General features: G+C 57.7%; 22 protein-coding genes. 15 read left to right on the plus strand and 7 right to left on the minus strand.

Annotated elements, in window-relative coordinates:
- The first annotated feature begins 128 nt into the window (after positions 1-128).
- The 4 genes from JQF37_RS16885 to JQF37_RS16900 all read left to right on the plus strand — a co-directional run bounded on the left by JQF37_RS16885 (position 129) and on the right by JQF37_RS16900 (position 2,025).
- Positions 129-434, plus strand: a complete 306-nt coding sequence (locus tag JQF37_RS16885; protein WP_204149712.1) for a hypothetical protein — start codon at positions 129-131, stop codon at positions 432-434.
- 72 nt (positions 435-506) lie between these two features.
- Positions 507-911, plus strand: a complete 405-nt coding sequence (locus JQF37_RS16890; protein ID WP_239142524.1) for a hypothetical protein — start codon at positions 507-509, stop codon at positions 909-911.
- Positions 908-1,501, plus strand: a complete 594-nt coding sequence (locus JQF37_RS16895; protein ID WP_204149713.1) for a tail assembly protein — start codon at positions 908-910, stop codon at positions 1,499-1,501. Before JQF37_RS16890 ends, JQF37_RS16895 begins: the two co-directional genes overlap by 4 nt.
- A gap of 110 nt (positions 1,502-1,611) precedes the next feature.
- Positions 1,612-2,025, plus strand: coding sequence for a hypothetical protein (locus JQF37_RS16900; protein WP_204149714.1), 414 nt, complete (start codon positions 1,612-1,614; stop codon positions 2,023-2,025).
- 1,803 nt (positions 2,026-3,828) lie between these two features.
- On the opposite strand, the gene JQF37_RS16905 is transcribed toward JQF37_RS16900, so the two are convergent.
- Positions 3,829-4,275: a type II toxin-antitoxin system antitoxin SocA domain-containing protein gene (locus JQF37_RS16905; RefSeq protein WP_204149715.1), complete on the minus strand. Its 447-nt coding sequence runs from the start codon at positions 4,273-4,275 to the stop codon at positions 3,829-3,831.
- A 460-nt stretch (positions 4,276-4,735) separates the two neighbouring features.
- Positions 4,736-4,936 (minus strand): hypothetical protein, encoded by a 201-nt coding sequence (locus JQF37_RS16910; protein ID WP_204149716.1) that lies wholly within the window; start codon positions 4,934-4,936, stop codon positions 4,736-4,738.
- A gap of 194 nt (positions 4,937-5,130) precedes the next feature.
- On the opposite strand from JQF37_RS16910, the gene JQF37_RS16915 reads away from it, so the two are divergent.
- The 6 genes from JQF37_RS16915 to JQF37_RS16940 all read left to right on the plus strand — a co-directional run bounded on the left by JQF37_RS16915 (position 5,131) and on the right by JQF37_RS16940 (position 7,598).
- Entirely contained in the window at positions 5,131-5,589 is a 459-nt protein-coding gene (locus JQF37_RS16915; protein ID WP_204149717.1) for a DUF2280 domain-containing protein, read from the plus strand.
- 89 nt (positions 5,590-5,678) lie between these two features.
- Entirely contained in the window at positions 5,679-5,894 is a 216-nt protein-coding gene (locus JQF37_RS16920; RefSeq protein WP_204149718.1) for a DUF4224 domain-containing protein, read from the plus strand.
- A gap of 419 nt (positions 5,895-6,313) precedes the next feature.
- Complete coding sequence (locus JQF37_RS31435) at positions 6,314-6,739, plus strand: hypothetical protein (protein WP_239142525.1); 426 nt, start codon at positions 6,314-6,316, stop codon at positions 6,737-6,739.
- Between the two features lie 49 nt (positions 6,740-6,788).
- On the plus strand, positions 6,789-6,986 hold the full coding sequence (locus JQF37_RS16930; RefSeq protein WP_204149719.1) for an AlpA family transcriptional regulator: 198 nt from the start codon (positions 6,789-6,791) through the stop codon (positions 6,984-6,986).
- Between the two features lie 58 nt (positions 6,987-7,044).
- Positions 7,045-7,260, plus strand: a complete 216-nt coding sequence (locus tag JQF37_RS16935) for an AlpA family transcriptional regulator (protein ID WP_204149720.1) — start codon at positions 7,045-7,047, stop codon at positions 7,258-7,260.
- Positions 7,261-7,328: 68 nt separating this feature from the next.
- Positions 7,329-7,598 carry an AlpA family transcriptional regulator gene (locus JQF37_RS16940; protein ID WP_204149721.1) on the plus strand — a complete coding sequence of 90 codons (270 nt, stop codon included), beginning with the start codon at positions 7,329-7,331 and terminating at the stop codon, positions 7,596-7,598.
- Between the two features lie 730 nt (positions 7,599-8,328).
- Here the strand turns inward: JQF37_RS16940 and JQF37_RS16945 are convergent.
- The gene (locus JQF37_RS16945; RefSeq protein WP_130208346.1) at positions 8,329-9,438 is read right to left on the minus strand and encodes a DUF2817 domain-containing protein; all 1,110 of its coding nucleotides are present in this window, start codon (positions 9,436-9,438) and stop codon (positions 8,329-8,331) included.
- 166 nt (positions 9,439-9,604) lie between these two features.
- On the opposite strand from JQF37_RS16945, the gene ggt reads away from it, so the two are divergent.
- The 3 genes from ggt (at position 9,605) to JQF37_RS16960 (ending at position 12,394) form a co-directional block, all read left to right on the plus strand.
- Positions 9,605-11,437 (plus strand): gamma-glutamyltransferase, encoded by a 1,833-nt coding sequence (gene ggt, locus JQF37_RS16950; RefSeq protein WP_130208348.1) that lies wholly within the window; start codon positions 9,605-9,607, stop codon positions 11,435-11,437.
- A 279-nt stretch (positions 11,438-11,716) separates the two neighbouring features.
- Entirely contained in the window at positions 11,717-12,019 is a 303-nt protein-coding gene (locus tag JQF37_RS16955; protein ID WP_130208349.1) for a type II toxin-antitoxin system HigB family toxin, read from the plus strand.
- Between the two features lie 3 nt (positions 12,020-12,022).
- On the plus strand, positions 12,023-12,394 hold the full coding sequence (locus JQF37_RS16960) for a helix-turn-helix domain-containing protein (protein WP_130208351.1): 372 nt from the start codon (positions 12,023-12,025) through the stop codon (positions 12,392-12,394).
- A gap of 69 nt (positions 12,395-12,463) precedes the next feature.
- Here JQF37_RS16960 and ddlA read toward each other — a convergent pair whose 3' ends face one another.
- From ddlA to JQF37_RS16980, 4 genes are all read right to left on the minus strand, one after another.
- Entirely contained in the window at positions 12,464-13,558 is a 1,095-nt protein-coding gene (ddlA, locus tag JQF37_RS16965; RefSeq protein ID WP_130208353.1) for a D-alanine--D-alanine ligase, read from the minus strand.
- Positions 13,559-13,605: 47 nt separating this feature from the next.
- Positions 13,606-14,205, minus strand: a complete 600-nt coding sequence (locus JQF37_RS16970; RefSeq protein ID WP_130208355.1) for a flavin reductase family protein — start codon at positions 14,203-14,205, stop codon at positions 13,606-13,608.
- Positions 14,206-14,352: 147 nt separating this feature from the next.
- On the minus strand, positions 14,353-15,669 hold the full coding sequence (locus JQF37_RS16975; protein ID WP_130208357.1) for a PAS domain-containing methyl-accepting chemotaxis protein: 1,317 nt from the start codon (positions 15,667-15,669) through the stop codon (positions 14,353-14,355).
- Between the two features lie 130 nt (positions 15,670-15,799).
- Positions 15,800-17,113: an MFS transporter gene (locus JQF37_RS16980; protein WP_130208359.1), complete on the minus strand. Its 1,314-nt coding sequence runs from the start codon at positions 17,111-17,113 to the stop codon at positions 15,800-15,802.
- Between the two features lie 200 nt (positions 17,114-17,313).
- On the opposite strand from JQF37_RS16980, the gene JQF37_RS16985 reads away from it, so the two are divergent.
- Together JQF37_RS16985 and JQF37_RS16990 are read left to right on the plus strand one after the other, a co-directional pair.
- Positions 17,314-18,732 carry a TIGR00366 family protein gene (locus tag JQF37_RS16985; protein ID WP_103405099.1) on the plus strand — a complete coding sequence of 473 codons (1,419 nt, stop codon included), beginning with the start codon at positions 17,314-17,316 and terminating at the stop codon, positions 18,730-18,732.
- 106 nt (positions 18,733-18,838) lie between these two features.
- Entirely contained in the window at positions 18,839-20,011 is a 1,173-nt protein-coding gene (locus JQF37_RS16990; protein WP_130208361.1) for a hypothetical protein, read from the plus strand.
- The last annotated feature ends 79 nt before the right edge of the window (positions 20,012-20,090 follow it).

The following is a 20,090-nucleotide window of genomic DNA, read 5'->3' on the forward strand; positions in this document are numbered from 1 at the left end:
AAGCGTGGGGTACAGAATCCCCCTCTGAAAGCCCCGGAAACATTGGCCGTTCCCACTGTTCCCCCGTTCCCCCGATTTTTTTTCACAGACACATTTGGGATGTATGGCAATTCGAGCGAGGTGGCGCAATGAGCCTCCTTTCCGGCCTGCTCAATCAAATCCCGCCGACCATCGCTGGCGCCGACAAACCGACTAGGGCGAATCGCACCACGGATCGTCCACGCCTGGTGCTGGTCGAGCGCCCCGCCCAGTTACCGGCTAGCACCTACACCAACGCGGCCACAGCCACGCCTGAGTGGCGACAGGCCCGCGACCAATACCTTAGCCACATCATGGTTTGCCGTTCCTGCTACGCGCCAACAGCCCGTTACTGCCTGGCTGGCGCCGACCTGCGCGCCAGCTACGACCGCACACCCTTGGAGACGCACCAATGACTCTTACGCGCCACGTTTTGCGAATCACGAAAACGAGGCGCGGTATGGAGCAACACCAACGGGCATCAGCCCATGACCAGCGCCAACAGCGCTAAAGAGGCACACATGACGAACCAACACAGCAACGCGGCCCAGCAGCCGCCCACCCATCAGGAACGCTTCGCCGAGGCGTGCATGGCCACAGACTTTGCCGTCGATGAAAGGTCTATTGGTGGCTACACCGTTTGGGATGTGCAACATCTCAGCAACGGAGTCAGGGTGACCATTGATGGGCCGTTCTTTACCGAAGACGAGGCAAGGGTTTCGGCAGACCTCCTGCGCGGGACGTTCCGCGGCGCTCGCGCTTACCAGTCCACTCACTGCTCAGCCTGGAACCCCGATCCACTCCGCGAAAAGGCGATCAGAGAGCGAGCCAGCTTGTCCCGAGCCGCTCTTGCTCGCCAGCTTGGTATCGATGCTCCGGAGGTGCCGAAATGAGCGATATCGTCCGCCCTGCTAAAACCACTGTCCGCCTCTCAGGCTCACTCGCCATGAAGTTCTGGCGCAAGAACGACTATCTGCTCGAAAGCGGCACCACCAACGAGGTGTTCAGCGCGCTAAGGAACACCGTTGACGGCTTTGCGGACGAGATCATGCGCATGTCGAGAGCAGGTATCCGCTTCGCCATATTCCGTAACCGTGTGAATGTCGGAAAGGACGAATTAACTCTGAGCGGAACGACCGAGATCCGCATCGTTCCAATCATCGCGGGCAGTAAGAGAGGCGGCCTGTTTCAGACAATCGCAGGCGTCGCGCTAATTGTTGTTGGTGCGATTTTTGAACAGCCATGGGCGGTCGGGATCGGTATTGGCATGGTCTCAGGCGGCGTTGCCCAGATGCTTTCGCCCGTGCCAAAAACAGGCAATCAACAGGATCAAGCCGCCTCGGAAAACAAGCCCAGCTATCTCTTCAACGGCGCCTTCAACTCGACGCAGCAAGGCCTTCCTGTGCCGGTCATCTACGGGAAGATGCTGGTGGGCTCCAGCGTAATCGCGGTCGGCACCTGGGCAGAGGCGATCCCGGCATGAACACGCTGGTAATGAGGGTAAGGGCGCCTTAGGCAAGCCAAGGATTTAAAACTCACGCAGGGGCGTGGTAATTTCCACGCTCCTTTGAGTTGTGAATGGATAATGGGACTATGCGCTTACTTGGACTGCTGGCGATCACTTCGTTACTTTTGGTGGGCTGCTCGACCACACCTATTCCATCCGACCAGGCAACCCCAGTTCCGCAAAGTAGGCTTGCAGCATTTCAGAGTAAGCCATCCGGCCAATACGGTACGTTGATAGTCACCCGTGATAGCGGCTTCGTAGGTTCTGCGTGCAACACGATCGTGTATATCGATGGGAAAAAATCGGCAGAGATAGCCCAAGGGGAAACCGCTAAATTCTACCTCCCTGTGGGTGAGGTGATCATTGGCGTGAACTCCACAGCAATGTGTGGTGGCGGGCTGAAAGAGCGATCGTTAGTGATGAGTGCAGACAATACAAAAAAGTACCGGATCTCGATCGACACAAGCATGAGCATGGATCTCTCTCCCACCGCGTTCTGAGCGGAGACAGACCATATGATCCCACTGAGACCATATCGTCTGTCTCGCTGGCCGGCGCCGCCAGGCGGTAACCACTTCTGGTAACCAATCGGCAGTGGTTACCAGCTCGCATCAAACCCGTTTCAACCTTTCGCCGCTGAGAAGAACTACGAACTCTGAATCACTGATTTGGCCGACCGGGCCAAAATTCACGGCTCTAAGAAATCTTGCATCGTCCGCCCAGCGCGTCGAGCCGTCCTTCGTTGCATCCAATGAGATCTGCTGCGTTGACTCAACGATTATGTAGCGCTGACCGGAGTTTCCCACTGCCTCAAAGCGGTTAGTCTCTTGGAGTCGAGTCGCCATTTCCTAGGCCTCTGTGTCGGTTGCAATAGCTTCAAAACTAGCACCGGCATAGCACTCTGCCTTCACACGCTCCCACTGACCGACAGATGGCGCCTCCCTGCGCCTCCCAACCTTGACAATAGTTAACAGGCTGACGGGTTGGCCACGCCCACCCGGGCACTAACTTTTACTAACAGGTTGCGTGCTTTGACAGGGGGGGCTGAGCCGATCTGATGTCAACATTTGTCAACATCCCGCCAAGCTGAGACACCTCAAACTGCTACTTCCGTAGCATTTTCCAACGTTAGGTTTTGTTAGGTTCTGGTACGCGCTCAATGTCAGGTTTTGTCAGGTTTCCGCGTCGGGCCGATGTCAAGTTTTGACAAGTTTTCGCGCCGACAGAAAGTTAAGTTTTGATAAGTCGCTGGCGCTGAGCAGATCGGCCGTCGGACGCTCTGGTATCCACGGTTTTAGAGCATTGCATGCCGGATACCAGGGCCAGTGACCAGCATCAGTGACCACTTTTCGATGGTCACAAAACCATCAAAACCCCGTTTGTGAAATCAACCCCATGAATGAGCCACGTCAAGTGCCTATCGGCCTGTTTTCGCGCAGTCGTCACGCACGATCGTCACGCACCTGGAGTGCGCGAAACTGACTCAGCAATAAGGCGGTCCGGCATTGGTACGCAGGCTGGTACGCACCATCGTTACGCGCTTGCCACCGCGTACCTGCAACAAGTTCGTACCCTAGTTCGCACGATAAGTTCGCACTTCTGGTTCGCAACCACCAAGGCGCGAACCTGGGCAGGCTGCCTGTTATCAAAAGCTATGGTTGCCAGCCGCTAGTTTCCACTGTGGTTTCCACCGTATCGCAGTGCTTTTTCACTGGCTGAACGCCGACTTGTGAAACAAGACCTCATGAATGAGGCTGATCAGGGTCGAATGCCCCCATTGCGGAAACACCCCATGGATGACCAGCGCCAGCATTTCCAATGTGAGGTTTTATCAGGCTCTGACGGGCGTGAGGCAGATAAAACGTAAGTACAGGGCGCTATTAGCCGTGGTCGTAGAGCCGAAACGCTCGGTCGATCCACAGAACGTGAAATATTCTGTCGGACTTATACCCCACCATAGGTACTAGATCGTAGGCACGGAAGGCTATCAGGTTGATATCTGGAGTTACGAAAGGGGGTATGCCGCAAGTGATTGAGTTACGGCTTATCTGTTCTGTACCGTACCGATGGCGGTTTTCTTGACGAATCTGCTTCCAAGTGAGCTTGCCAATGATGCGAAGCCGATCAAGCATCTTGGCCCTTTCGTCACGCTCACAGTCTGATATGCACCATCCGTTCTGGAGGTACTCAAAAGAAAAAATTGGTGGTTTCTCTTCCGAGTCGTCGCGCCGAACTGGTTCTGTGCGCTGCTTGATCTGCTGCCCCGCTTGGCCTCGTGTCCGATCCTTGATTCTCGACATTTTTCAGTCCAACAAATTATCCCGGAAATACGCCTGCATCTCCTCCAGTGGGATTTGCTGACTCAATACGCCTTCGATGTAGTTGTCCTGCCATGGGCTTTCAGAATGAGTGAGTTGACGCAGCTTCCATGCAGAGTATTGCCCGTAAACGTCGTAGACCTCATCGAGGAGCTGTTTGGTTTTACGGCTGAAAATGGACGGATCGAAGTCAATTGGTACAGGGATGGCATCTGACTTAAAGTCACGATATTCCCGGTAAAGGGCCGGAACAACTGGACCATGCTTCCACGCCTCTATTGGCTCCGGAAACAGTGGTTCCCCATGTAATGCCAGGCTGAACCCTTGAGCGTAATACACCAGTTTCTGGAGTTTGAGGTTGGAGATGAGATCCCCATCATCGGTGCTTGCCTGACACAAGAAATACTTGGCTACGTCAGAGCAACTGTGCATAACCACTCCTTTGAGTTGACGTTTATAGCCACCCGCGGTGGCCGCGCGATTATCGCTACGACCTGCCCACTGTCAATGGCATTTCGTGCTTCCGCTAATTTTTATAGCCATAAAAGACCTTAGCTAACGAGATTTTCGACAATTGGTAAAGCTTTTTGACTCACGGAAAAATGCGGGCCACCTGACGCCACAAATTTAGATATTTTTCTGTGGGCGATCTCTCATCAGTCATGGCGCCGAAACGGGGCGTGAGTTGGAGACGCGTTCCAATGTGTAGAAAACGACACTCTGTGTAGGAATCAACACAGTGTCGAATGCCCAATACTTTGACGGAATTCTAAGAAGCCCTTAGACGGACCGGCCCAAAAGGGATGACTAGTTGTGCCATTGGGGCAGGACTGGTGATTCGTCACGCCGATCAGTCACGCACCGCGGAACTGCTAGGGGAGTGGCAGTTTGGTCACAAGCACAACTGGCGATAGATCACCCGGGCGTCGGTACCACGTCGCAGCTCGCGCAGCGCGTCATTGGTCAACTGGTCAAGGGCTTGCTCTTCGAAGTCAGCGGCGAGCTTTGCGGCCCTTCGCACGATCAGCAGCGCCAGGTCCGGCGGTACGGTCACTTTCACTTCATCCAGGTACGGGCAATCGATAATCGACATGGGATCTCCGGGAGATGTACTCAGGTTTGAGTGTATCTCCGATGCATAAACAGGCAAAAACACTGATCATTATCGAATAAGCAGTGAAATATCTCGACCAATTACGAATTTGCGTCATTTATTCGATTGCCTTTGCCCAGCGTCCCCGCAACCATGCGATACATTCTTGACAGACCCTAGACAGATTCCAGCCCATGGCCACGCTCAACAACGAAATCAAAGCCTTCATCGTTCAGGCGCTCGCCTGCTTCGATTCCCCCACCCAGGTTGCAACCGTGGTGAATCAGAGCTTTGGCGTTGTGGTATCGCGCCAGCAGGTCGAGGCGCACGACCCGACCAAGCGTTGCAGCAAAGGCCTAGCTAAGCGCTGGGTGACGATGTTCGAGGACACTCGGGCAGGATTCCGCCAGGCGATGATTGAGATCCCCGTTGCCAACCGTGCCTATCGACTGCGCGCACTCGGGCGAATGGTTGAGGAGGCCGAGGAGCGCGGCAATTTGGTCATGGCTGCTCAATTGATCGAGCAGGCAGCTAAGGAATCGGGCGATATGTACGTCAAGCGCCCGCCACAGCCCAGTAGCCACTCCACAACGCCAGCTGCCAGGGTTGTGGTGGAGCTCATTCCAGCAAGCGACTACACCCTCAGGCGGTAGCCACCCAAAATTCGGGCAGTTACCGGTAACGCTCCCCCCGTTATCTAATGTTAGCCAGCCCTGACAGCAGGCTGGAACAGGTAGAAGCAATGATTGAATTTCTTACGCACGAAGAAGTTTGCGAATTGACCGGCGCGCGAACCAAAGCAGGTCAGATCCTCAATTTGAAGAAAAACGGCATCAGGCACACCATTAAGATGAATGGCTGGCCATGCGTCACGGTCTTCGCAGTAACCGGTCAGGGGTCAATAGCAGAAGAAGACAAGACACCAAAGTGGGTGCCTAACCTCTCCAAGGTCAAATAAAGTACTTGCAACACATCTTCAAAACTCGCTTGGTGTGTCGCGCCACCTGACCCGCCAAAATGGGAGGCCAGGTTACCGCCCGAAATTCCGGGTAAGCAAAGGTAAGTAAAACCTGCTGGGTTTCTGCTGAAACCGGATTGGTTTCTCATCGATTGGCATTTGTGAAAACCGAACCCCATGGATGAGGCGCGTCAATAGCCAATCACCACCCCGAAACAAGGTGCTAGGAATGCCACAGTGTGGCGCCGGTACCATCTCGCAATAGGCGCTGGGGCTCACCCAACCGCTGGGCGGCCGGTCGCCCCGTCCTTCGAGGCAGTGCTAGGATTTGAATCTGGTGCGACCTCCACCCACTTACTCTCGCGGGGCGCTCGCTGCAGAGCTCAAGGGGGTCGCACTTCACTCGTAAGCAGTCGCACATGAAAAAAATCCCCGTTCAGCCTCGAATTCTTAGGGCCTATCAGGCGCCAAGCTATCTCGGCATGTGTCGGGATGTCTTCAACAGGACTGTGCGTCCATACGTGCGCGAATTCCCGATCGGCCAGCAAGGCGTTGGCTTCGACCGCATCGAGCTCGACCAGTGGGCAGACGCATACATCGCGGCGCACTCGATCGATAAAAGATCGAAGCCAGAGCCAGCGTCGACTCTGTACGACAACCCACAATCTAGGCGAAAAAAGCGCGGGCCGGTTATGGCGGGTTGGGCCGCTACCACTACCTCCTATAAACCGCCCACGTCAGAAGAATTCCACAAATTGGTGGATCAGCTCATGGGAAGGTCGGCGGACAAGAAAGATCGCCGGCGGAAAAAGCAGGAGAGCCGAAAGCCGCAAACTGAGGAGTAGCTCATCACTGTTTTCGACAGCAACCACCCGCTTTGACGAGGTGAAGGGTATGGCCACGACGGAAAGCATCGATCGTTTCATGCGGCTCGACGAAGTGCTTCACATCACCGGCCTGGGCAGGAACACGATCTATCGCCGGATCAGGGAAGGCACCTTCCCAAAACAGATCCGAATAGGCCCGAACTCAGTAGCCTGGCGCCAGTCAGCAATCGCTAAATGGATGGCCGATCCGAACCCGGGCAACTGAAGGCTTTGACGACGGGAGATGATCTTTTGTGTCGCGCCAGTGGTACGAGGAGAAATCGATGAGTAACACCCAAGATAAACAACCGATCGAGTTCATTCGTCTACCTGAGGTAAGAAAGCTCACAGGCCTCAGCACCGCAACCATTTACCGCATGTCCGTTAGCGGGAAATTCCCGAAGCAGGTCAAGATTGGAGATTCCGCCGTGGCCTGGGTAAAGGCCGAGATTCTGCAGTGGGGGCATGAGCGGGTAGCTCAATCTCGTGCTCCGAAGTGATGACTTGGTTACTTTGCACTGATCTCAAAAAGCCGTGATCACCCAACGGTTAATCCATGGAGCATGTAATGGACATCACGCCACACAGAGAGCCTATCGAGTTTATTCGTCTGCCAGCAGTCAGAGCACTGACTGGCCTCGGCACCACAAAAATTTACGACATGGTGAAAAAAGGTTTATTCCCGCGCCAAGTTCCGCTAGGCGGCCGGTCCGTAGCTTGGGTTAAGTCCGAGGTGCTGGCCTGGAATCAACAGAAAGTCGACGATGCGCGCGCTTTACAATCCCAGATAGGCTCATCGAAAACGACGACGGGGAAAAACACACTACGAAATGAATAGGGTCGATCCGTTGCCGCCCCCCTATCGTGTTTGTCACGCCTCCTCGTCACTCGCCAATCGTTGACGTGACACGAATTTGCCCTGCCAAAATGGGAGATCTGGGCCAATGCCGCAAGCTACATTCGCCGGCTATACACACCCCCCTGAGCATCGCTTAAACAATGGCTATACACACCCCCCCTGGTATCGATGATTTTCCCGGGCTCAGAATGGCCAACGAGCAGTGAGCAGTGAGCAGTGAGCAGTGAGCAGTGAGCAGTGAGCAGTGAGCAGTGAGCAGTGAGCAGTGAGCAGTGAGCACATTGTCTCACTCACCAGGCGACTACTAGGAAGTGAAGAGGCGGTCACGCATCCAATTGAATTAGACCGTTCATCCGATGGCGAAAGTCTGATCCATCCTCATTTTGAGGACGTGTCGATTAGAGAGCGAAAACGGGCAAATATGGCCCAGCAGCGAGCACCGTGTATCCCCTGGTGTATCCCTGCAAAACAAACACATGATAAATACGTTTAAATACAGATACTTACTTATTAGGTTCAAATGCCTGTGTAGCCACCAAGTACTAAAAACGGCTTACCGCAAGGTAAGCCGTTTTTTTATGCCTGCCTTTTATGGCTGCTGTAGGAGCAAGCTTGTTCGTGATGGTCGTCAACGATGACGCGGCGAGCCTGATACCCCGCAGCGTCTTTGGATTCATCGCGAGCAGGCTCGCGCCTACCTAAAACAACCTCAGACTCGAACCGTCGCCAACGCCGACAACGCCCTCTCCCATATCTGCCAGGTCCGCAGCCAGACCATCGCCTGCCAGTCGCCATCGGCGGGATAGAACTGCTCCAGCAGATTCAATTTGATCTCGCGCCCTACCGCGTCGCTCGGATTGCCGTGCAGATGCAGCCAGTGGTCATCGCGCAGATGACGATGCACCTGCGCCCCCGGATACGTTCCGCACTCAATGACGAACGGCATCAACCGCACCTGCGGCAGCGCATTGATCAATGCCTGCGAGGTGTAGCCAGTCGCGGTGGCCGCCACACCGGTTTCACTCAGGGTGTCGGCACCGGTGTGCAAGGTGTAGAGCCACGGACCATAAAGCGCCTGCGCATCGGCCAGCGCCGGATAGGCCGCTTCGGTAATCGTCAGCAGCATCGGATGACCGTATTCGCCGGCACCGGTGTGCAAGTCGAAACACATGGCGACATCGGCATGGGCGACATGCTTCTGGATGATCTGGTGCAAGGTGCGATTCGACCAGCTCGGCGCCAGCCCGCCATAGAACAATCCATCGGGATGCGCATGCTGCCCGCCTTCGACAATCGACATGACCGCCGGCCAGCCGTGTTCGTGAATCTGCGCATCCAGCAAGGCGTCCGTGCGCTCACGTTCGGGACCTTGCAACTGGGTGCAGGCGTAGATTTCGTGCAACGCTTCATACGCCTGGTTATCAGGCAGCGGCCGCTCGAAGTTCAGGTGATTGCGGTTCAGGTCGATGTTGTCTTCGTTGACCCGACGCAGCCACGCCGTCCCCCAGGGGTTGATCAGATGGATCATCACCACGGCCACATCGGCCGGCAGCACACGCTTGCCCAGCTCCTGCAGCCATTTGATCTGGCACCCGGAACCATAGAAGCCTTCGACCCCATGGGTGCCGCTGAGCGCAATCAGCAGACGCTTGGCACCGGGATCGCCGAGGACCGCTACATCGGTGCCCAAGGCTTCGCCGAAGGGCCCTGTGAGCGGATGTGGATACTCGGTCAGCGTTGCGCCGGCGGCGGTGGCCGCCGCGAGGAATTGTTCACGCTGGGAGCGGTAGCTTGGCTGGGTCGGGAACTCGGTCTGCATGTGTGCCTCTTATTGATCTTCTGGCCTGCCTGGTGGCATTGACCCTACAGAAAATCCATCCATTGATGAAGGACAAAAGCGTCCTGGTCGCGGGGCACGGTTTGCGTCACCGGGCGGTGGCCGATAAAGTCCACGAACCCTTTTTCCCACGGACGGAGTGCCCCGCATGTTCTCAGCCTTCCACTTGAGGCGCATGCGCCTGTCAGCGTTGTCGCTGATCACTGCGGCTTTAGCCCTGACCGCCTGCAACGCGCCATCAGTCTCGACGCTGCCCGTCGCGCCGGAAAGCGCTTCCGGTTATCGCACCGACCTGCAAACCCGGCACGCCTCCAGGCACATGGCAGCCGCCGCCAACCCGCTGGCGGCGGAGGCCGGACGGGAAATGCTGCGTCGTGGCGGTTCGGCCATCGATGCGGCGATTGCGATGCAAGCGGTGTTGACGCTGGTCGAGCCGCAATCTTCCGGCATTGGCGGTGGCGCGTTGATCATGCTGTGGGACGGAAAAAACGTGCGCACTTATGACGGCCGCGAAACGGCACCGGCCGGTGCCACGCAAAGGCTTTTCCTGCAAGCCGATGGCACTCCCATGCCTTTCACCCGGGCGCAGATTGGTGGTCGTTCGGTGGGGACGCCAGGCGTACTGCGCGCCCTTGAACTGGCCCACAAAAAACATGGCCGCCTGCCTTGGGCACAGCTGTTCGAACCGGCGATCAAACTGGCGGAGCAAGGTTTCGCCATTTCGCCACGCCTGCATCAGTTGATCGCGTCGGATTCGTCGCTGCGCAGTTCGCCCGACATGGTGGCCTACTTCCTGGATGCCGATGGCCGCCCGAAAGCCATTGGCACCCGCCTGAAAAACCCGGCATTGGCCGCCGTGCTGCAACGCATCGCCAACGAAGGGCCAGATGCGCTGTACCAGGGTGCCGTCGCGCAGGAGATCGTGAAAAAGGTTCAGGGCCACACCAACCCCGGCAGCCTGTCCCTGAACGACCTCAAGGGCTATACCGCCAAGGAGCGTGCGCCACTGTGCACCGACTACAAGCGCTGGCAGGTCTGCGGCATGCCGCCACCGTCGTCGGGCGGCATCGCCGTGGCGCAGATCCTCGGTACGCTGCAAGCCTTGGAGGCGCGCGACAAACTCTACGCCCTGGCGCCGTTGAAACCGGTAAAAACCAACGCGCCGGCAGGGATTGAACCCGACCCGCAAGCCGTGCACCTGATTTCCGAAGCCGAGCGCCTGGCCTATGCCGATCGCGCGCAGTACGTGGCGGATACGGATTTCGTGCCGGTTCCGGTCAAAGGCCTGGTCGACCCGAGTTACCTTGCCAGCCGCGCCGCCCTGATCGGTGAGCACAGCATGGGCACAGCTGAACCAGGCACGCCTCCAGGCATTCAGGTTGCCTATGCGCCGGACCGGTCGCCGTTGCGCATCTCCACCTCACAGGTGGTCGCCGTCGACGACGAGGGCGGCGCGGTGTCCATGACCACCACCATCGAGTCTGCCTTTGGTTCGCACCTGATGGTTCAGGGATTCCTGCTCAACAATGAGATGACGGACTTCTCGTTCATCCCCGAAGAGCACGGGCAAAAAGTCGCCAACCGTGTCGAACCCGGCAAGCGCCCACGCTCGTCCATGGCCCCTACCTTGATCTTCGACCGCCAGAGCGGTGAGTTCCTCGCCACCATTGGTTCACCCGGCGGCTCGCAGATCATCGAATACGTCGCCAAGTCCACCCTCGGCCTGCTCGACTGGAACCTCGACGCACAGCAAGCCATTAACCTGCCCAACTTCGGCAGTCGCAATGGCCCGACCGAACTGGAACGCGGGCAGTTCAGCCCGGCACTGATCCAGGCGTTGAAAGCCAAAGGGCACGAGGTGAATGAAATCGACATGACCAGCGGCACCCAGGCGATTGTTCGAACAAAGGATGCGCAAGGCAAAACATCGCTGACCGGTGGCGCCGACCCTCGGCGTGAGGGAGAAGCGCTGGGGGATTGAGTCTTACGGCCATGTGAGAAAGGGCTTACCGAGGGGTAGGCCCTTTTTTGTAAATATCAGCTCCTGATCGCTTTTCAAACCCAGCCAGTTCCTACCCGCAAGCGATTGCTACTTCAGTAGAGTTAACTGAGAGCACTTTCATCTGCCCATCATCGACTCGCTCGTTGCGCCAGTTTTGAGAATGACTCGAGCATCGAAGTCAAATCAGCCCTGCTCGCCATACATCGGTTGCACTTTCTGAGACTTGCACGAGTCCCACCACGGGACTAGGATCATGCCATGAGAATCATCGCCATCAGTCAGCTAAAAAGATTCTGGAAGAAATACCCCGAATCGGAACAATCCTTCCTGGCCTGGATTGATGAGGCAAGAAACTCCGACTGGAGAACACCTTCAGACATAAAGATGCACTTCGCGACCGCCAGCATTCTCAAAAGCCGCCGAGTGGTATTCAACATCAAGGGCAACGACTTTCGGCTGATCGTCGCAGTGGTCTATCGCTTTGGGGCCGTGTACATAAAATTTGTCGGCACTCACAAACAATACGACGCAATCGACGCTGACACCGTCGAGATGGAGTAACCCATGAACATTCGCCCCATTCGCACTGACGAGGATTACCGTGAAGCGCTCAACAATGTGTCAGCGCTGTTCGATAACGAACCAGATCCTGGCACCCCTGAAGGTGACTACTTTGAGATCATGATCACGCTTATCGAAGCCTACGAATCGAAGCAGTTTCCAGTCGATCTCCCCAACCCGATCGATGCGATCAAATTTCGCATGGAGCAATCCGGCTTGTCCGCTGCAGACCTCGCACCTGCGATTGGCAGAACAAACCGGGTCTATGAAGTACTGAATGGAAAACGAGCGCTGACACTTCCCATGATCTGGAAACTGCATGATCTATTTGGAATACCAGCGCAGAGCCTGATCAAGCCAGTCAAACAGGCCTGATCGAGCATCGGACGAACCTTAGAATCAGGCCAGCAGGCGACACCCCTTGATCATCGCCGTCACGCCCGCTTATCGACTGATTTTCAGCGTCTGCCGAATCCGGTGTTTCTCCAGCGCCAGGTCGATCAACCGCGTGACCAGTTCACTGTAGGTCATGCCAGCGGCCTGCCACAGTTTCGGGTACATGCTGATGCGGGTGAATCCGGGTAGCGAATTGATTTCGTTGATCAGCACTTCACCGCTGTCGGTCAGAAACACATCGACCCGCGCCAGCCCGGAACAGCCCAGGACGTGGAACGCCTCGACGGCCATGGCACGAATACGTTCGCTGGCCTCGTGACTGATGCTGGCCGGCACCACCACTTCAGCGGCCTTGTCATCGATGTACTTGCTGTCGTAAGAATAAAACCCGCTGTGCACCACGATTTCGCCACAACCGCTGGCGATCGCGTCTTCGTTACCGAGCACCGCGCATTCAATCTCGCGGCCGTTGACGGCAGACTCGACCAGTACTTTTTCATCGAAGCCCAATGCCAGCTCGAGTGCCGCGGTGTATTCGGCTTCGTCGTTGACTTTGCTCACCCCCACGGAAGAGCCCTGGTTTGCCGGTTTGACGAACAACGGCAAGCCGAGCTTGCCCGTCACCTCGGCGAAGCCGTTGCGCGCCATGGCAGATCGGGTCAGGGTCACGAACGGCGTGACCGCCAGCCCGGCATCGCGCAGCAGACGCTTGCTGATGTCCTTGTCCATGCAAACCGCCGAACCAAGCACATCGGAGCCGACAAACGGCAGGTCGGCCATGCGCAGCAGCCCTTGCAGGCAGCCGTCTTCACCGAGGGTGCCGTGGACAATCGGGAAGATCACATCGACATGGCCCAACAGTTCCTGACTGGAGGTTTCAACCAATTGCTGGCTGACCTTGCCCGGCACGACGGCCAATTCGCGATTGGACTGATTGAGGGCGATCAGCGTCGGGTTTTCCTGATTCAGCAGGAAATTCGACGGGTCATTGAGGTGCCAGTGGCCTTGTTTGTCGATACCGATCAACACCGGTTCGAAGCGCGAACGATCCAGTGCATCGACGATGTTCTTCGCCGACTGCAACGACACTTCGTGCTCTGCCGACCGCCCCCCGAAAATAATCCCCACACGCAACTTGCTCATTGCCTGACCTCTTCGTGAATGTGCTTATGGCTAGGGTAGCAGTCACCTCAAGGCTGCAAGGTTTTGCCATCCACCGGGTTGCCGATGGTCAGAAAGTGCCCACCGGCGACGTGGTGCAGAGTGCGCAACGCATCCTGGCCTTCAAAGTGCCAACGCCCGTCACTGAACACGCGCTCGTCGGCCTGGGCGGCAATCACCTGCGCCAGAAACAGATCGTACTGCTGATGGTTGTCGGGCTCCGGCAACAACCGGCATTCGAGCCAGGCAACGCAGCCTTCGAGCATCGGCGCGTCGATCAGTTCGGCGTCGAACGTCGGCAAGTCATAGATCTGGAATTTGTCGCGCCCTTGCTCCCGCGAAAGCTCCAGCCCAGACGTCGAGCCGACGGTCTGGACGATATCGGCCTGGGCTGCGCAGGGAACGTTCAGCACGAAGGTCCCGGAGGCTTCCAGCAGCTGTCGGGTCCAGGTGGACTTGTCCAGCACCACGGCGATTTTCGGCGGTTCGAAATCCAGCGGCATCGCCCAGGCCGCCGCCATGATATTGCGCTGACCGTCATGGGCCGCGCTAACCAGAACGGTGGGCCCGTGATTGAGCAGACGGTAGGCCTTGGACAACGGGACCGGGCAACGGTGAGAAACACTCATGGATGTCTGCTCCTGGGGTAAAGAGCCGATTGTAACGACATCTTGCGAGAGCTGGCTTGAGCAGGCGTAAGGATCACCGCCTGCAACGCGTCTACACCGGATGTGAACCCATGAAGGAGCAACTGAAGGCAGCGATCTTTTAATGGATCAAGTCGCTAACTGATTGGCAAACTGCCCCACCGCATTCACCACTTTCTGCGCGCCGTCCTGGATCTCGACAATCACCGTGCCGGCTTCCGCCGCCAGCGTCAGCCCGTGCTCGGCCTGCAGCTTGCCGTCGGTGATCAGCGACACGGCGTTGCGCGCCATATCCTGGTTCTGCCGCACCACCACAACAATTTCGTCGGTGGCCTGGCTGGTCCGCGAAGCCAGTTGCCGGACCTCATCCGCTACAACGGCAAACCCTCGGCCCTGCTCACCGGCGCGTGCCGCTTCGATGGCCGCGTTGAGCGCCAGCAGGTTGGTTTGTTCGGCGATGCCGCTGATGGTTTTGACGATGGAGCCAATCACCAGCGACTGTTCATTGAGCGCCTCAATGCCATCACCTGCGGTTTGCATGTGCTTGGCCAGATCACGCATCACATCCACCGCCTGATTGACCACGGTACTGCCTCGCTGGGCGCTCTGATCGGTTTGCTGCGAGGTGCTGTAGGCGATGTTCGCTGCTTCGGCGACGGCTTGCTCCTGATTGACCTGATCGGTGACCACCGTGGCGAACTTCACCACTTTGTAAAGTTTGTTATTGGCATCGACCACCGGATTGTAAGAGGCCTCCAGCCATACCGTACGACCATGGCTATCGATGCGCTTGAAGCGATCAACCACATACTCACCCGCGTTCAGACGACGCCAGAAGTCCTGATACTCGGCGCTGTTGGCCTCTTCCGGCAGGCAAAACATGCGGTGATGCTTGCCCTTGATCTGCGCCAGGCTGTAACCCATGCCGCTGAGAAAGCGGTCGTTGGCGGTCAACACATTGCCATTGAGATCGAACTCGATCACCGCCGTCGAACGCATCAGCGCGCCGATCAGGTTTTCGTGCTCACGGGAGGTCTCGATGGTGCGGGTCAGGTCGCTGGAGAAAATCGAAAAATGCTTGATCTGGCCATTGGCCGAGCGCACTGGCTGCAGGATCGAACGCAACCATGCTTCCTGGCCAGTGCCCCGCAACAGGCGCACCGCGCCGGCAAAGTGCTCGCCACGGCTCATCGCCGCCTTGAAACGCAACTGGAATTCGTCGTTTCTCACATGCTCGGGAACGATTTCTTCGATGTGCCGGCCAATCAGTTCGTCCCTCTTGTAGTGCATTTCGCTGAGGAAATTCTGATTGACCGATTGGACCCGCCCATCTGTATCGAGGGTCAACACAAGCATCTCGCTTTCCAGGCTTTCCTTCACTTGCTGAAGGCTGGAGAGTTCTTCGCGAAGAGCCGATAGCTCCTGCTTCAAGCGTTTATTGAACATGGGGATGCACCGATGGACTGGGGTAGAAAGCGATTTACAGCCTAGCCATCGGCCTTGCGGATCTTTTCTGAAGAGTGTTTCAGCTTTGTCCTACAAAAATAGTTCGGGCACCCCCCATCGTGTTGTTGATTCACGCAGCGCCAACGGTCGAACAACTGGCGATTTTCGGCATCCGCGTGCCGAAGTAAGCCGCGCTGCTTACGCCCACTGCCCCCATCACCGCGCAGAAAATCACACAGATCCATGGACTCCACGGCATCAGACCGATCAACAGCAGCGGTGTGATACTTGCCCAGGCCGCGTAGGCAATGTTGTAGGTAAAGGAGATGCCCGATACACGAATCCGCGCCGGGAACAGGCTGACCATCACCGAGGGCACCGCACCGACCACCCCGCAACCGAGCCCCGCCACCGCGTAGGCCAGACCGACCCAGTCGCCGCCGCTGATCAGACAGGTGTAAAGCACGCCGATACCCAATGGCAGCAGCAAGCTATACAACATCACGGTGCGCCAGGCGCCGATGCGATCGACCAGTAACCCCGCGAGCACGCAGCCAATGTTCAGAAAAACAATACCCAACGCGCTCAGGGCGAAGGTGTGACTGGCGGTCATGCCGAAGGTTTTCTGCATCATGGTCGGGGTGATGACCACGAACACCACCACCGCCGACGTCAACACACAGGTGAGGAGCATCGCCGGCAGCATGGCCAGGCGATGCTCACGCAGGACACTGCGCAACGGCAGCTCCACGGTTTGCTCGCGCCGCGCCTGCATGGCCATGAATACCGGCGTTTCGCTGAGCCAGCGGCGCAGCCAGACGCCGATCACACCAAACACGCCGCCCAGCAGAAACGGGTAACGCCAGGCGTAATCGAGGATTTCGACCGGGGTGAAGGCCTGCGCCAGGAAGGTGGCCGTCAAGGCACCGAGCAGATAACCGAAGGTCAGTCCTGCCTGCAAAAAGCCCAGGGCATAGCCCCGATGGCCCGCAGGCGCATGCTCGGCGACGAACACCCAGGCGCTCGGCACTTCACCGCCCACGGCCGCCCCTTGAAACACTCTGAGCAGCAACAGCAATAGCGGGGCGAAATAGCCGATTTGCGCGTAGGTCGGCATGATTCCGATCAGCAGACAAGGCAACGCCATCATCAGGATGCTCAGGCTGAAGACTTTTTTGCGGCCCAAACGATCGGCGAAATGCGCCATCAGGATCCCGCCCAGAGGACGTGCCAGATAGCCGGTGACGAAGATGCCGAAGCTCTGCAGCAAGCGCAGCCATTCCGGCATTTCCGGCGGGAAGAACAACTGGCTCAGGGTCAGCGCGAAAAATACGAAGATGATGAAATCGTAGATTTCCAGCGCGCCGCCGAGGGCCGCGAGCCCCAGGGTTTTGTAGTCCGAGCGGTTGAAGGGCGCCGGGGGTGAATCGGTGTTGGCAGTCATGAAAAGAACTCTGGTGCAGGCAAAAACCAAGGCGCCCATGGTCTACGCAAACGCGCCAGCGGACAACCCGCTAGACTAAAGTCGCATAGTCGCAAAACAGCCCCGCAAAAACCTTTCGGGTGAATTAATGTCGATGTCTGTCCGAATGGGCCACTACCGCCCCGAAGACCACAATAAACATAATAATTCGAGGTACTCCCGTGGCCGCTGATATCGAAGATAGCCGCTCCGCCCGCTTTGCCCTGCGCTGCTCAAGTTTTGCCGAACGCTGGTTCCCCGATTCCTGGGTGTTTGCCGCGCTGGCCGTGATTATCGTCGCCCTCGCCACCATGGCCATGGGCGCCAAACCTACCGACGCGGCCATGGCGTTCGGCGACGGTTTCTGGAGCCTGATCCCGTTCACCATGCAAATGGCTTTCGTGGTGATCGGCGGGTATGTGGTCGCCAGTTCGCCACCGGCAGTCAAGCTGATCGACCGTCTGGCGAAGATCCCGAAAAACGGTCGCTCCGCCGTGGCCTGGGTGGCACTGATCTCCATGGTTGCATCGCTGCTGAACTGGGGCCTGTCGCTGGTGTTCGGCGGCTTGCTGGTGCGCGCCCTCGCCCGCCGTACCGACCTGAAGATGGACTATCGCGCCGCCGGTGCCGCAGCGTACCTGGGCCTTGGCGCGGTGTGGGCCCTGGGTTTGTCATCGTCCGCGGCACAATTGCAGGCCAACCCGGCCAGCCTGCCGCCGTCGATTCTGTCGATCACCGGGGTCATTCCCTTCACCCAGACCATCTTTCTCTGGCAGTCGGGTGTGATGTTGCTGGCGCTGGTCGTCGTCTCGATCATCATCGCCTACGCAACCGCCCCCGGCCCCAACTCGGCACGGGACGCCAAGGACTGCGGTGTCGACCCGAGTTTCAATCTACCGCCCCTGCAACCACGCACCCGCCCCGGCGAATGGCTGGAGCACAGCCCGCTGCTCATCATACTGTTGGTGCTGCTGGCCGCCGGATGGCTGTTCCATGAGTTCTCGACCAAACCGGCGATCAGCGCGATCTCCGGCCTCAACACCTACAACTTCCTGTTCATCATGCTCGGTGCGCTGCTGCACTGGCGCCCGCGCAGCTTCCTCGACGCCGTGGCCCGTGCGGTACCGACTACCACCGGCGTGCTGATCCAGTTCCCCCTGTACGGCTCGATCGCCGCATTGATGACCACGGTCAAAGGTGCCGATGCCCAGACCCTGGCCCATCACATCTCGACCTTCTTCGTCAGCATCGCTTCCCACGATACCTATGCGCTGCTGATGGGCGTGTACTCGGCGATCCTCGGCTTCTTCATTCCGTCCGGTGGCGGCAAGTGGATCATCGAGGCGCCGTATGTGATGCAAGTCGCCACGGATCTGAACTACCACCTGGGTTGGGCCGTGCAGATCTACAACGCCGCCGAAGCCTTGCCCAACCTGATCAACCCGTTCTACATGCTGCCGCTGCTGGGCGTGCTCGGGCTGAAGGCGCGGGACCTGATCGGATTTTCGTTCGTGCAACTGCTGGTGCACACGCCGTTGGTGTTGCTGTTGCTCTGGGCGCTGGGAACGACGCTGGCGTATACGCCGCCGGTCATGCCGTAGACCGCTGGAACTTTTGTGGGAGGCGGTGCAGCTCCCACATTTGAGAGGTGTCATGAGCCGCATGCTGTACCCGCCAACGGACCCATAGGCTAAAAAGGATCTGAGCATGATCAAACTCGCAGGACTGACTCTCGCGGCACTCACCCTGAGCGCCGCCGCCCACGCCGATGTGACCCTGAACTTGGGCAGCACCGAACGCCTCACGCGTCTTTTTGCTTATCCCAACAACTGCAACGTGATTTGCTTTCGCAACTGGACACTGGAGCAAACAGTCGAGCATTACCTGACCCAAAGCGTGCAGCGCGATGGCTACGGCGCCGCGAAGGTTCTGGTTAGAACCGATAATGGTCAGCTCTTCACTGTCATCAGCGGCGTACCCGCCGACTATCAAAAACCCTTGACGGCGCTGCTCGACGCCGGCGATCTGGCTTACACCGGCGCCAGCAAACTGAATGCCGACGGCAAGTGGGCCTATAACTGGTATTTTTTCCTGCCGCTGGGCATGCCCCTGGAAAACCGCAGAAGCGTCGAACTGCTGCACTTCCCGCCCGACTATTCATTGACCCAGGCCCAGGATTACCTCAAGTCAGCCACGACGGATCGCTGGGCCTCATTGCTGACCATCAATGGCGTCCCGGCCGAGCAGACGCCGAGCTACCAGACGATCATCGACATCGCTCCGATTGCCGCGCCGTCCAACGCCGGCAAGGACCTGGAAGGTGTCTACGAATATTTCAAGGACTACCAGACCACCATGGTCAAGAACCTCAGCCGAAATGCCAGCGGCGAGGCCGTACCGATGGTTGCGTTTGGTTCACCGGTGCGTGACTGGATCAAACAGCAGTACGGGCCGACGGTGAACGTACTGGGCCTGGTGAACATCAGCCCGGACGAGGGGCTGAAAGTCCCCGTACTGGGTGCCAACCACCCGAGCTACATTTGGTACGCCGCCGACCCGGCAAACTACACCGGCACCGATGCCAAGGCCAAAGCCGATGCAGCGGGACTGAAAGTCATGGGACAGGACCTGAGCGCCGCGTGCTGGCAGGCCGCCATGGGCCGCGAGACTGACAGCAATGCTGATATTGAGCTCAGGAGTTGCACGCAAACCTGGCAAGTGGCCCAGAAAGATAAAACCTGCGAGCTGTTCTACACCTCGATCCGCAATCTGACGCCCCAACAAGCCGCGGGCAAATGCGCGTCGGCAACGATCCAGGCCCAGCTCAAACAACTCAAGGCACCGGCACCAGCGACCGCACTTCCCGCTCCGCCGTTATAAACGGGTGATCCGATAAACGGCTGGCTGGCTGTCAGTTATGACAGTAGACCGGCCAGAATAACTGCGAGAGGCTTGTGTT

Origin of the sequence: Pseudomonas sp. MIL9 (assembly GCF_016887925.1) — a bacterium.
GTDB classification, from domain to species: Bacteria; Pseudomonadota; Gammaproteobacteria; order Pseudomonadales; family Pseudomonadaceae; genus Aquipseudomonas; species Aquipseudomonas mohnii.